This window comes from Caulobacter sp. GSs2, from assembly GCF_058680895.1.
Genome location: NZ_CM178725.1, coordinates 102,207 through 115,687, shown reverse-complemented (window position 1 = coordinate 115,687; position 13,481 = coordinate 102,207). Strand labels below are relative to the sequence as shown.

The window sequence follows — 13,481 nt, the reverse complement described above, 5'->3', positions numbered from 1 at the left end:
CGTCGGCCGCGACGCCCGCTATTCCACGGCGAAGGTCAGGCCCGCATTCGCCTCCAGCCGCGCCACCAGCTTGCCCTGCATGGCCGCGCCCGGCGTCCAGATGCCGCCCGCCACATCGGTCGCCTCGGTCACCAGGCAGATCGCCGACTCGGCGATCATCTTGGACGTCGAGCCATAGCCGGGGTCCTTGTCGCCCTTGACGCTGGCCCGCACCTGCCGGCCGTCGGCGGCGATGCCCAGGAACAGAACGTCATAGAAGCCCGTCTCGCGCTCTTCCTTGCTGGGCCCCTCGCCCGGCTTGGGACCGCCTTCGCCGCCCAGGCCACCGCCTGAAGCGGCGATCATCTGGGCGATCTGCTCGCCCTGTTCGCCCGGCCCCGTCAGCATCATCTCGTCATAGACGAAGTCGGCGCCATAGGCCTGGCCCAGCAGGGCATTGGAGCGGTGCACGTTGCGGGTGTTGATCGCCGCCATAACGAACGGCGCAGCCCAGACGCCCAGGTCCTCGTCCAGCATCGGCTTGTTCCCCGACGGCTGGGCAGGCCCCTCAAAGCCGGGAACCAGGGCGAACGGGTTCTTGAGCAAGGCCACCAGCGAAGGATCGCGCGCCGCAGCGGCCATGGTCGCCTTCAGGCTGGCGGCGGTGCCGCCCGAGAATCCGCCCTTCATGCCGCGCACCCGGCCCTTCACGCGCGGAACCGGCCCACCCAAGGTCTTGCCGGCTTCCTGCTGCAGGAACCAGACGCCCAGTTCGAACGGGATGGAGTCAAAGCCGCACGAGAACACGATCCGTGCGCCGGTCTTCTTCGCCGTCGCCTCATGCGCGTCGATCATCTGGCGCATCCAGGCCGGCTCGCCGCAGAGATCGAGATAGTCGGTCCCCGCCTCGGCGCAGGCCGCGACCAGGGCGTTGCCATACAGCTGATAGGGGCCGACCGTGGTCAGTACGGCCTTGGTCCGACCGACCATGGCTTTCAGGGATTCGGCGTCGTCAGCGTCAGCGGTGACCAGCGGCGTCTCAGGGGGCGCGCCGATCTCATCGCGGACTGCGGCCAGCTTTTCGAGGCTCCGCCCCGCCATCGCCCAGCGCACCTTGCCGCCGACGCCGTACTGCGCGGCCAGATACTCAGCCACCAGCCGGCCGGTGAAGCCGCTGGCGCCATAGACGATGATGTCGAATTCGGCTGTCGGGTTCATGCGAGCCTCCCTGATTTCGGGAGACCATGCCGGGATCAGGGCGCCAATGCAAACGGCCGTTTGAACGAGCCACCCAGGCGCCAAGCGGAAGGCGCACCGACCTTACAGGTCCGGCTTTTCCAGCGCCTGATAGACCAGAGTCCGCGTTGTGGCGTCCAGGCCCGGCCCCACCCCGCCCAGGCGCTGGATCATGCCGATGAAGAAGAGGTCGTTGGTCGGGTCGATCCAGAACCAGGTGCCGGCGCTGCCGCCCCAGCTGATCGTGCCCGCCCCAACGGGCGCGCCCGAGGCCGCCGGATCTACGGCCACGGCGACATCGAGGCCATAACCCATGCCCTGGGCGAACGGGAACGGCTTCTGGCTGGGCTGCAGAACCCCGGTGGTGCCATTGGTGGTGACGGTGAAACTGGCCGGCAGCTGGTTCAGCCGCATCAGGGCCACCGTCTCGGGCTGCAGAATGCGAACGCCGTCGAGATCCCCGGCATTGAGGATCATCTGGGCGAACCGCGCGAAGTCGTGGGCGGTTGAGACCAGGCCGCCGCCGCCCGACGGGGCCGCCGGCGGCTTGGTGACATCGCGCCAGGGCCCTTCGACAGCCGGGATCAGCTTGCCCGTAGCGTCGGCGTCATACAGCGCCGCCAGACGTCCGACCTTCTCCTGCGGCACGTAGAAGGCGGTGTCGGCCATGCCCAGCGGCGCAAAGATCCGCTCCTGCATGAACACCGGCAGCGACTGGCCCGACAGTTTTTCGACGATATAGCCCTGAATGTCGGCGGCCACGCTGTAGCGCCACAAGGCGCCCGGCTCGGCGTACATCGGCAGGGTCGAGACCTTCGCGACCAGTTCGCCCAGCGAACCCGACTGCAGCACGTTGGCCTTGTAATAGGCCTGGTCGGCTGGGCTGGAAGGATCGTCGGCGATGCCATAGGCGAAACCCGCCGTATGGGTCATCAACTCGCGCATGGTCGGCGGGCGCGAAATCGGCGTCAGGACCGGGCGGCCCTCGGCGTCCATCTTGGCGACGCGCAGATTGGCGAACTCCGGGACGTACTTGCTGACCGGATCGTCCAGCTTCCATTTGCCCTCGTCATAGAGGATCAGCATCGCCACGCCGGTGACCGGCTTGGTCTCCGAACGGATGCGGAAGATGGCGTCGGCGGGCATCGGATCCCCGGCTTCGAGACCGCGCTTGCCGAAGGTCGAGCTCGAAACGATCTGGCCGTGGCGGGCCAGTAGCGTCACGGCCCCCGCGACCTGCCCCGTGTCGACCATGGCCTGCATGGCCTCGTCCAGCTTCTTCAGCTTGGGCGAGGAAAAGCCCACCGCCTCGGGCTTGACGCCCGGCAGCGCCGCAGCCGAGGCCACTCCCACAGCGGCGGCGCAGCCAAGCAGGCCGGCGACAAAAGCGATCGCCTTTCGTCTCAGCCGCAAGCCGGTCATTTGGGCTTGAACCGCTTGGAGGTCGGGAAGCCCTTGGGCGCCAGCTTGCCGGCGCTGGCCCGGCGGCCGACGAAGGTGGTCCAGTCGGTCCAGTCGCGGCGACGGCCGGCGGAGTCGATCCAGTAGCCGCCGGTCTCGGCGTTGAATGACAGCGCGTCGCGCAGTCCGCCCTCGCGATAGGCCTGCAACTTGACGCCCTTGCCGCGCGGCATTTCCGGCAGTTCTTCCAGCGGGAAGATCAGGATCTTGCCGTTGTCGCCGATCACGCCCAGCTGGTCGCCGACGGCTTCCAGACAGAAGGCCGCGCCGGCGGCGTCGACGGTCAGGACCTGCTTTCCGGCCTTGCGATTGGCGAGCGCTTCTTCCTCGGGCATCAGGAAGCCATAGCCAAGCTTGGAGGCCAAAATGCGTTTGCGGCCGGCCTTGAACGGGAACACGTCGAGGATCTTCACCTTGTCGTCCAGCTCGATCATCATCCGCAACGGCTCGCCATGGCCTCGGGCGCCGGGCAGCTTGTCACAGCCGATCGTGAAGAAGCGGCCGTCGCTGGAGAAGATCAGCAGCTTGTCGGTGGTCTCGGCCGGGACCAGGAAGCCCAGCTTGTCGCCTTCCTTGAACTTCAGTTCGGACGGATCCTCCACCTTGCCCTTGGCGGCGCGGATCCAGCCGCGCTCCGACAGGATGATGGTGATCGGTTCACGGACGATCATCGCCTCGATGGCCGCCTCGGCGTCGACGAACGGCGCGTCGGCGAAGATCGAGCGACCGGTGATGCCGTTGATGCGAGGCTTGTCGAGCGGGTGCTTGATCTTCAGCAGGGTAGCGCGCACGTCGCGCAGGCCGGTCCCCACCAGCTTCCACTGCTTCTCGTCGCTGGCCAGCATGGCCAGGATGCCGTCGCGCTCTTCCATCAGCTGCGCGTGCTCGCGACGGATCTCCATCTCTTCCAGCTTGGCCAACTGGCGCAGGCGGGTGTTGAGGATGGCGTCGGCCTGGAGGTCCGACAACGCAAAGGTCGAGATCAGCTTCTGCTTGGGCTCGTCCTCGTAACGGACGATGCGGATGACCTCGTCCAGATTGAGGTAGGCGATCAGCAGGCCGTCCAAAATGTGCAGACGGGCTTCGATCTTGGACAGGCGATGCTTGGCCCGGCGGGTCAGCACCTCGCGGCGGTGGGCCAGGAACGCCATCAGCGCCGCCTTCAGGCCCATCACGCCCGGCGTGCCGCGCGCGTCCAGCACGTTCATATTGACCGGGAAGCGGCTTTCCAGCGCCGAGAGCTTGAACAGGCTCTCCATCAGCACTTCGGGCTCGACGTTCCTTGTCTTGGGCTCAAGAATCAGCCGGATGTCCTCGGCGCTCTCGTCGCGGACGTCGCCCAGCAGGGCCGCCTTCTTGCTCTCGATCAAGTCGGCCAGCTGCTCGACCAGATCCGACTTCTTTACCTGATACGGAATCTCGGTGACGACGATCTGGTAGGTGCCGCGCCCGGTGTCTTCCTTCTCCCACTTGGCCCGAACACGAACGCCGCCGCGGCCGGTCTCGTAGGTTTCCAGCAAGCTCTCGCGCGGTTCGACGATGATGCCGCCGGTCGGGAAGTCGGGACCGGGGATGCGTTCCAGCAGGTCAGCGGTCGTCGCTTCGGGCCGGCTGAGCAGCAGCAGGCAGCCGTCGATCAGCTCGGCGGCGTTGTGCGGCGGGATCGAGGTGGCCATGCCGACCGCGATGCCCGACGAGCCGTTGGCCAGCAGGTTGGGGAAGCCCGACGGCAGAACCACCGGTTCCTCGTCCTGGCCGTCATAGGTGGGCCGGAAATCGACCGCGTCCTCGTCAATGCCGTCCAGCAGCAGCGTCGCCGCCGTGGTCATGCGGCATTCGGTGTAGCGCATGGCGGCGGCGTTATCGCCGTCGATATTGCCGAAGTTTCCCTGACCCTCGACCAGCGGGATGCGCTGAGCGAAGTCCTGGGCCAGGCGCACCAGGGCGTCATAGATCGACTGGTCGCCGTGCGGGTGGAAGTTACCCATCACCTCGCCGACCACCTTGGCGCACTTGCGCGCGGCGGCCTCGGGGTTCAGGCGCATGTTGTTCATCGCGTACAGCACGCGACGGTGGACGGGCTTGAGGCCGTCACGCACGTCCGGCAGGGCCCGCGAACTGATCGTCGACAGGGCATAGGCCAGATAGCGGCGCGACAGGGCTTCTGTCAGCGGCTCGTCAAGGATGCGGTCGCCGTCGCCAGGACCGCCGGGGGGAAGGACAGGTTTGTTCATGAGGAGGAATCGTTACCGGGCTCGCATCCTAGCAGATGTCGGGCGGGCGATTCGACGTCTTTGGCGCGCCGTGACTCACCTCGGGCAGCGGATGTTGCGCGAGATGGAAGAACGGCGTTATCGTTGACGCTGCAAATCGGCCGGGGCTACCGATGAATCCGTTCTCGAGCGACAAGGCGCCCTATGCGATCGCCTTGCTGATTTCGGCTCTGGGCTGGGCGTTCGCCACACTCCACGGCGGCATGCAGGACTCCCTGGTGGCGACCTATGCGGTCGATCGGAAGGGCTCGACCGTCGTGGGCACGGTCACCAATCTCTCCAAGACCCAGCCGATCGGGCCGGTTCGTTTCACGCTGGGCTGCGGCGCCGAGCGCGAGTGTCTGTCGGGCGAAAACAAGTTCGTCAGCATGCCGCCCACAGGTTCGGCCTACGACGCAGGCGAGTCTCCGGACGGAGCCAATGGCTTCCTCAATCCGTCGCGGTTTTCCGTGGAGTTCCTGGTGTCACTGCCCCCCGGCGGCTCGATCCGGGTCGTCGCCAAGACGCTGAATGATGACCCGGTTCATCTGATGCTGAACCCCAACAGCGCCAAGCCTGAGGCCATCTACATGCTCCCCGCCAGCCATCCGGTCGCGTGGTTCTTTCATCGCTACTATCTCATCGTGCTGACCGTGATGAGCCTGTTTCTGGCCAGCTTCATGGCCTGGCTCGCCCACGGTTTGCTGACACCAAAACCCCAGCCCGAAGGATCATCAAACGATGCGAAACCTTCTGCCAGCAACGCTTAGTCTCGCCCTTGTCCCGGCCATGGTCGCGGCGCAAACCGTCGAAACCATAGCCATCCGGGTGCGCGGCCCCAGCGGCAAGGCCGTGCCAAGCAAGATCTTCATCCGCAAGGACGGTGTCCTTCAAACCGCCGCCGTTGAGACCGACGCCAACGGCGAGCGGACCCTCTACGACCAGAAATGCGACAATCGGATCGAGTTCCGGGCCAAGCCGAACAGCTCGTTCTTCGCCGGTTCTGGCGAATGGCTGAAGTGCGTGTCCTCACCGGTGAACATTCCCGTGCGCCAGAATGGCGTGACGAGCAGCATCAGCAGCGCCCTGACCCAGAGCTTTCCGGCGTCCATCGCCCAGCGGCGGGACGCCCTGCAGGCCGCTCTGGATGCGGGAGACACCAGCGCGGCGCGCGCCGCCGCCTATGATCTGTCGGTTTACCTCCGATTGGCCGGACAGCAGGACGAAGCCAAGGCGATGGCGGCCGTGGTCGTCGACCAGAGCGTCGCTTCGCTCAGCGAGCAGGGCGTCACCATGCCCGAAGCTCCGCTCATCTACGACGCTCAGCAAAAGGTCTATGTCTCGACGCCCGAGACGCTGGCCGCTCTCAGGCAATTCCAGATCGAGGCCGGCATTCGCGAGCCGTCGGAGAAATCCCGGCCTCAGTGGGATCTGCGGACAATGTCCGCCATCTCGGCCAACGAGAAGTAGCGCCGAGGCCTTCCCCCAGTCGACAGGCTAGACGGTCGCGAGACGCGGATTTCCGGCTTCGACCGCCAGCTTGGCGCGCGTGGTCAGCTTGCCGTCGCGGCGGGTAATAGCGTCCAGCACCTTGAACTCGGTCGTCCAGCGCTCCGGCGTCACCTCGCAGATCGCATAGCCGCGCTGGGCGTTGTTGAACTTCAGCTGCGGATTGGCGGCCTGGATCTTGGCCATGTCCTCGCGCTGGTCGACGCCGTCGCCACTGGACGAGATCGAGGTGACGACAAACTCTGTCCCGATCGGCGCGCCCTCGGGATGGGCGCCGTCCAGGTGCAGTTCGCCGGCATAGTTCTGGTGCTCGTCGCCGGTCAGCACGATCGGATTGGCGATCCTGCGGTCGCGGATCTGCTGCAGCAGGCGGTTGCGCGGCGAGCGATAGCCCGCCCAGGAATCCGGATTGACCGCCGAGCCCGCGCCCGGATCGCGGTCCAGGTCCATCACCATGATCTGCTGGGCCAGCACGTTCCAGCGCGCCTTGGACGCCGAGAGTCCGTCGAGCAGCCACTTTTCCTGCTTCAGACCCAGCACCTCGGCCTTGGCCGCCTCGATCTCGGCGCAGGTCCCGAACTTGTCGCCGCAGGGCTGGTTGGTGCGGAACTGACGGGTGTCGAGCAGGTTCAGGTCCATCAGGCCGCCAAAGCTGGCGCGGCGGTACAGCTGGATCGTGGTTCCGACGGGAAAGCTGCTGGGGCGCAGCGGCATGTTCTCGAAATAGGCCTGGACCGCCGCCTGACGACGCAGGTTGAAGACCTTGGGATCAACGCCGTCCTGGTCCAGGTCAGCGACCCAGTTGTTGTCGATCTCGTGGTCGTCCCAGACCACGAACCACGGCGCGGCGGCGTGGGCGGCCTGCAGGTCAGCGTCCATCTTGTACTGGGCATAGCGGCGGCGATAGTCGTCGAGGCTGTAGATCTCGCCGCCGAAATGCTGGCGCACGTTCTCGACCGGGCCACGGGGACCGTTCCAGACGCGGTTGCCCCGACCCTCATAGATGTAGTCGCCGTAGCAGAACACGAAGTCGGGATTGTCCTCGGCCAGACGGCGGTGGGCGGTGTAATAGCCCTGCTCGTACTGCTGGCAGCCGGCGACGGCGAAGCGGACGCGATCCACGGTCGCGCCCAGGGCCGGGGTCGTGCGCGCCCGACCGGTCAGGCTGCGCTCCTTGCCCGCCACGAAACGGTACCAGTAGTCACGGCCCGCCTCCAGGCCGCCGACCTCGACGTGGACGGCATGAGCCAGTTCGGGCATGGCCACCGCGACGCCCTTGGCGACCACGGTCCTGAAGCCGGCGTCGGCGGCGACTTCCCACGACACTTCCACCGGCTGGGCGGGCATGCCGTGGCCGATCTCCAGCGGCTCCGGCGCCAGGCGCGTCCAGATCACGAAACCGTCCGGCTGCGGATCACCCGAGGCGACGCCCAGCTGGAAGGGATAGATCGAATAGACCGGCTGAGCCATGGCCCGGCCGCTGATCAGCGGGATCGACAGGGCGGTCGCGGCGACGGCGCCAAAAGCGGCCAGGGCGCGACGGCGCGACAGGGCGTAGCGATCGAGCAGGATGGACATCGGCGACTCCTTGGACAGACTTGGCGATATCGCGCCTTTGTGACGGTTCTTAAAGCCGCCCCGCCTCGCCCAGCCGGTCCAGCAGCCACGTGCGCGTCGGCGGCAGCGGCCGGTTCAGGGGGCCAAACACGAACTGTTCGAGAAAGTGGCCGGTGATGTCCAGTCCCGCCTGAACGTCGCCCTGCGCCAGTCCGCCCTGGGCCGACAGAAGGAACGGCGGCAGCGGCAGCAGCTTGTCCTTGTAGGGCTCGCCCGCCCCGCGACTGACCGCGCGACCGGTGCGGGGGCTGACATAGATCAGGTCATCAAACGAGCCGGTCGCCGCGCATTTGGACAGGTCCAGGCCAAAGCCCAGCTCCTGCAACAGCCCCGCCTCATAGCGCACATAGACCGCCGGCCAGATGTCGGGGATCTGCAGCACACCGATCAGGGCCTCCAGCGCGTGGAAGGCCCCGGGATGGGCCTCGCGCTCGGGCAAGGCGCCGGCGGCCAGCGAGGCGGCCGACGACAGACCGGCCAGGGCCAGAGGATCGTCGAACAGCGACGCCACCCCCTCGCCCATCGGCTCCAGGGTCGCCGCGCCCAGCTGGTCGGACATCCGGGCCCGATAGCGGGCGATCACCCGCGAGCCTGGCTGCAGGAACGGCTTCATCCGCCGCGAGGCCGCGCCCGCCACATGGGCCGCGAACTTGCCGTGCTGCTCGGTCAGCAGCTCGACGATGGCGCCGGTCTCGCCATGGATGCGCGCCGACAGCACCAGGGCCTCGTCTTCCCATTCCATCTAGGCCTGCGTCCCCCACGCCACGACCTTTTCCAGCACCGGCCGCCAGTCGGCCTCGACCGGCAGGCCGATGACGTCGCGCAGGGTGGCTTCCAGCTCGTCGACGGTCAGGTCGCGCTGCTCGACCAGGGCGCCGGTGGCGTCGCGATGGGTCAGGCGATTGTTCTTCAGGGCGTAGCGCGCGGTCGGCGTCGTGCGCCCGACCGTCATGCTGAAGGTGAAGTGCGACGAGGGATGGGTGTAGGTGAAGTAGTTGACCTGTTCGTAGTCGACATCGGCCCAGGCGCCCTTGGCCACCTGGTAGAGCGGCGCCCAGTTGCCCGACAGATTGGCCTGAACCTGCCGCTCGGCCACGCCGTCGTGGCCGGCGTCGACGATGCGGAGCTGGCCGTTGGGGCTGTCCTGAACCTCGTCGGAAAACAGGCGCAACGGCGCGGTCAGCACGCAGCCGCCAAAGCCGGCGTCAGCCAGCCAGGTCTCGCCGTCGATCGCCACGCCCAGCACCATGTGCGAGCGCGGCCGGGGCGGCGCGCCGACCGGCGCCATCCACAACACCCGGGCCATCAGACCCTCGACGTTGAAGCCGACGGCGGTCAGCACCCGCTTGAGCAAGCCGTTCTGCTCATAGCAATAGCCGCCCCGCCCGGCTGCGATCAGCTTGGCGTCGATGGTCGCCGGATCGATCGAAATCCCCCGCCCCAGCAGCACGTCCAGGTTCTCGAACGGGATGGCGTCCGGGTGCTTCCGGGTGATGGCGCGCAGCACGGCCAGGGTCGGCTCGCGCGGGCCCTCATAGCCGATCCGCGCGAAATAGGCGTCAAGGTCGACCGCCGGAGCGGCCGGGGCAAAGGCGTTTTGGATCTGGCTCACTGGGGGCGATATTCCCGGTATGTTCTCACCCGTTAGGACAGCCTGCCAGCGATCAAGTCAAGAGCCGCGCCGCTGTCAGGGCGGCGCGGTGGCTTGTCAGACGTCGAAGTCCAGGCCCATGGAACTGAACAGGCCGCGTTCCTCGGCCCAGTTTTCCTTGACCTTGACGTGCAGGAACAGGTGCACCTTGCGATCGAGGATGTCGCACAGCTCCTCGCGCGAGGCCTGGCCGATCCATTTCAGGGTCTGGCCGCCCTTGCCCAGCACGATGGCGCGCTGGCCGTCGCGTTCGACATAGATGGTCTGCTCGATGCGGGCGCTGCCGTCGGCGCGTTCCTCGAAGGCGGTCGTTTCCACTGAAGCGGCGTAGGGCAGCTCCTCGTGGACGCGCAGATAGATCTTCTCGCGAGTGATCTCGGCGGCCAGCAGGCGGGCCGGCAGGTCGGCGGTCTGGTCTTCCGGATACAACCACGGGCTTTCCGGCATGGCGGAGGCCAGGCGCTCCAGCAGGTCGTCGACGCCCGCGCCGGTGGCGGCGCTGATCATGAAGACCTCGGAATAGACGCCGGTGTCGAACAGCTCCTGCGTGACCTTCAGCAGGGTGTCGCGCTTGACGCCGTCGATCTTGTTGAGCGCCAGGATCACCTGACGGTTGGCGGTCTTCAGGCCTTCGATGATGGTCTGGACGTCCTGCACCGAGCGGTGCTCGGCGGGCGTGGCCTTGTTCTCGTTCGAGGCCAGTTCGGCCTGGACGTCGATCAGGTGGACGGTGACCTCGGCCTGTTCCGAGCCGTTCCAGGCGGAGCGGACCATGGCGCGGTCCAGACGGCGGCGCGGGCTGAAGATGCCGGGGGTGTCGACCAGGATGATCTGGGCGTCGCCGTGCATGGCCACGCCGCGCACCGGAAAGCGCGTCGTCTGCACCTTCTGGGTGACGATCGAGACCTTGGCCCCGACCATGCGGTTGACCAGGGTGGACTTGCCGGCATTGGGCGCGCCGATGATCGCGGCGAAACCGGCGCGGGTGGTCTTTTGAGGTGTTGTGTCAGTCATTGCGGGTGCGTGTAGCACAGCGGGGCAGGGATTCCTCCCCCTGATGGGGCTGGGGGCCGGAGGATGGCGTTTCGAGGTGATGAGCGGACGTTGCGAGGGTCTGTTGTGGGGGTGGGTTGCGAATGTTCAGATCGATCATGTTGAACGAACGCTAGCGCCAATTCCAGCCAGTGATCTGCCTGACGAAAAACGCCGAGCTCTGGAGCCGAATATTGACTCTCCATTTTACAAGCGTAGCTTCCGCAGAATTACAAATGTAGGTGGACGGAGCTGCGATGCGGATAGTTCTCGGTCTATGTATGGCGATCGTCACGACCTCCGCGGCAGCGGCTCCGCTCCCGCCGGAGCAGAAGACCCATATCCGCGCCATCGTCGCCGAGGCTCGCGGCAAGGCTCCCGCGCCGTCGACCTCTGTAGCGGTCGTCGTCGGTGGCCAATTGGCTTATGTCGAGGCGTTCGGCCTGGCCAACCTCGATCCGGCGCGGCCAGCAACGCCGGACACTCGCTACGACATCGGTTCGGTCAGCAAACAATTCACCGCTGCGGCGGTGATGTTGATGGTCCAGGACGGCAAACTGTCTCTGGACGACAAGGTCGGCCGCTTCTTCCCCAAGCTCGCTGGCGCCGACAAGGTGACAGTCCGCCACCTGCTGTCGCATACGGCAGGTTACAAGAACTCGTGGCAGGACACCGCCGAGGAACGCCGCCAGCCGATCGCGCCTCAAACCATCGTCGATCGCTGGGGCGCTATGCCGCTGGCATTCGAGCCAGGCGCGGCTTGGGACTACAGTAACACTAACTACGCGGTCGCCGGCCGGATCGTCGAAATCGTTTCCGGCAAGCCGCTAATCCAGCTGCTGACCGAAAGGATTTTCAAGCCGCTGAGCATGACCAGCGCTATCGACAACGAAAGCTTGGCCCCGAATGCCCGAGACGCCACCCGTTACACCCGCAACCTGCTGGGCCCTGCACGCGTGATCGAACCGGCGGCGCGCGGCTGGGCCTATGCGGCTGGCGGGCTTTCAATGACCGCCGCCGACCTCGCGCTTTGGAACGCCAGCGTCGTTCGCCGCTCTCTACTCTCACCGGCCTCGTATGACGCCATGATGCGCGAGATGATGCTGACCACGGGCAAGGGCGCTGGCTATGGCCTGGGACTTTACGTCGACGGCGTGCCCGGCCATCGGCGCGTCTATCACAACGGTTTCGCGCCGGGCGTGATTACCGAGAGCCGGATCTATCCGGACGATGGCATGGCGATCATCGTCACCGTCAACGCTGAGTTCGGTATGGCGGTGCCGGACATCGCTGATGGCATCGAGAAACTGCTGCTGCCTGTCGCCTTTCCCCGGCCAGATACCTATTCCGAAGGCGAGAAGAGAGCCAAGCCGCCCGCTTCACTGGTCCGGCGCTACGTGGCTCAATTGCGCAGCGGTCGTGTTGATTGCCGCCGCCTTACTCGCGAAGCCTGCGCCTATCTCACGCCTGAGGTTCTAGCGGACTATCGGGACAGCCTGACGCGGCTAGGGCCGCCCAAAACCTTCGTGACCACGCGCGAAGAGCGTATCGAAGGCGCGAACGGCGTCATGTTCGAAATGACCTGGCCAAACCAAAGGGTAGTCGGCGCCATCCAGGTCCGCGACGACGGCAAGGTGGCGGACCTGTGGCTAATGGCGTTCTAGCGCCGCTCCCTCGACCATCCTGCTTCACAAAAGACTTTCAGTTTCGAGGTGGCGAAGGTCCGCAACGGGTCGAAGGCGCCCTTTTGCCTCCCTCCAACAAGCGGACGCCCCGCGTCCCGCTCATCCTTAAATCTCTTGGAGGCTGCAACCTGGACAGACCGGCGATCGTCTCGCCGTGAGATTTAAGGATGGCTCCTTTCGGTGCGAAGGCCTTCCAACAGCCACACAAATGCTTGTCATCCCGGCCGTAGCGGAGCGGAGCGCCGGGACCCAGGAGCAACCGCAGTGCGCCGGCCCCTGGGTCCCGGGTCGGCTTCGCCGCCCGGGATGACAAGCATTTGTGGAGCGAGAATGGGGATCGTCTCGCCGTGAGATTTAAGGATGGCTCCCTTCGGCGCGAAGGGGGGCGGGACGCCAATCCAATAGATCACCGTCATTCCCGCCCTTGTGGCGGGAACCCCTGTTTCAGCTCACACGTGAAGCGCCAGCGAAGTGCGCGCGCACTTCGCCCCTCCCGCACCTGCGGCGGACAGAGGGGTTCCCGCCACAAGGGCGGGAATGACGGGAGTTATGGGGATTGGCCGAACTGTATCCCCGCATTTCCCAGAGTAGACCTGAGCGAATTCAATTACTTGTAAAATAGTTGATCGCGCCCATCAGACGCGCCGAAACCGCCTGCATAATCAATCTCACCTGACAGCGCGGGAAGGGCGCACGTACGGCGACCGTTGCGGCTGTCAGGGGTGGTCGAGCGGGAAGCGTCCGTCGGCCGTCGTCCAAGGCCCGGCAGGGTCTGGTGGAGCGGATCGGTTCTTGCGGGGGCCGGACGCGTTGAAGCCGGACCGGGACCGCCGGGAACTCCCTTTGGCGACGCCCGCACGATGCGCAACAGGCATGGGCTGAAATCGCCCATGCGGTCTGGACGGGGTCGCTATCCCCTCCACCCGTCGGGGGCCTAACGTCGGAAGCGGGTTAAAACCCCGCGCCCCGAGGGCTCACCGGATAACGGCCGCGCGGAGCGTCTGTCTTCGTCGAAACGGTATTCAACTATCCCATCCTCCGGGCGAGGCCCGGACGCTC

The 13,481-nt window shown here is 66.2% G+C and carries 10 protein-coding genes and 1 pseudogene; 4 read left to right on the top strand and 7 right to left on the bottom strand.

The annotated features are described in order from the left end of the window. Window positions 1-18: 18 nt before the first annotated feature. From ACW17Z_RS00510 to parC, 3 genes are all read right to left on the bottom strand, one after another. Complete coding sequence (locus ACW17Z_RS00510) at window positions 19-1,197, bottom strand: saccharopine dehydrogenase family protein (RefSeq protein ID WP_492057201.1); 1,179 nt, start codon at window positions 1,195-1,197, stop codon at window positions 19-21. Window positions 1,198-1,299: 102 nt separating this feature from the next. Further along, a complete protein-coding gene (locus tag ACW17Z_RS00505; protein ID WP_492057200.1) occupies window positions 1,300-2,637 on the bottom strand; it encodes a serine hydrolase domain-containing protein in 1,338 nt (445 codons plus the stop codon). Then, entirely contained in the window at window positions 2,634-4,910 is a 2,277-nt protein-coding gene (gene parC, locus ACW17Z_RS00500) for a DNA topoisomerase IV subunit A (RefSeq protein ID WP_492057199.1), read from the bottom strand. Before parC ends, ACW17Z_RS00505 begins: the two co-directional genes overlap by 4 nt. Before the next feature lie 152 nt (window positions 4,911-5,062). On the opposite strand from parC, the gene ACW17Z_RS00495 reads away from it, so the two are divergent. Continuing rightward, entirely contained in the window at window positions 5,063-5,698 is a 636-nt protein-coding gene (locus ACW17Z_RS00495) for a hypothetical protein (protein WP_492057198.1), read from the top strand. Then, complete coding sequence (locus ACW17Z_RS00490; protein WP_492057197.1) at window positions 5,670-6,398, top strand: hypothetical protein; 729 nt, start codon at window positions 5,670-5,672, stop codon at window positions 6,396-6,398. Before ACW17Z_RS00495 ends, ACW17Z_RS00490 begins: the two co-directional genes overlap by 29 nt. 27 nt (window positions 6,399-6,425) lie before the next feature. On the opposite strand, the gene ACW17Z_RS00485 is transcribed toward ACW17Z_RS00490, so the two are convergent. The 4 genes from ACW17Z_RS00485 to era all read right to left on the bottom strand — a co-directional run bounded on the left by ACW17Z_RS00485 (window position 6,426) and on the right by era (window position 10,719). Continuing rightward, window positions 6,426-8,015: an alkaline phosphatase D family protein gene (locus ACW17Z_RS00485; RefSeq protein ID WP_492057196.1), complete on the bottom strand. Its 1,590-nt coding sequence runs from the start codon at window positions 8,013-8,015 to the stop codon at window positions 6,426-6,428. A gap of 49 nt (window positions 8,016-8,064) precedes the next feature. Then, entirely contained in the window at window positions 8,065-8,796 is a 732-nt protein-coding gene (recO, locus tag ACW17Z_RS00480) for a DNA repair protein RecO (RefSeq protein ID WP_492057195.1), read from the bottom strand. Continuing rightward, window positions 8,797-9,657 (bottom strand): arylamine N-acetyltransferase family protein, encoded by an 861-nt coding sequence (locus tag ACW17Z_RS00475; protein ID WP_492058570.1) that lies wholly within the window; start codon window positions 9,655-9,657, stop codon window positions 8,797-8,799. It lies immediately after the preceding gene. A gap of 105 nt (window positions 9,658-9,762) precedes the next feature. After that, window positions 9,763-10,719 (bottom strand): GTPase Era, encoded by a 957-nt coding sequence (gene era, locus ACW17Z_RS00470; RefSeq protein ID WP_419321304.1) that lies wholly within the window; start codon window positions 10,717-10,719, stop codon window positions 9,763-9,765. Window positions 10,720-11,018: 299 nt separating this feature from the next. Between era and ACW17Z_RS00465 the strand changes: the two genes are divergently transcribed. Continuing rightward, window positions 11,019-12,401: a serine hydrolase domain-containing protein gene (locus tag ACW17Z_RS00465; protein ID WP_492057194.1), complete on the top strand. Its 1,383-nt coding sequence runs from the start codon at window positions 11,019-11,021 to the stop codon at window positions 12,399-12,401. Between the two features lie 201 nt (window positions 12,402-12,602). After that, window positions 12,603-12,748: pseudogene (locus tag ACW17Z_RS00460) on the top strand (hypothetical protein); the annotation flags it as partial. Between the last annotated feature and the right edge of the window lie 733 nt (window positions 12,749-13,481).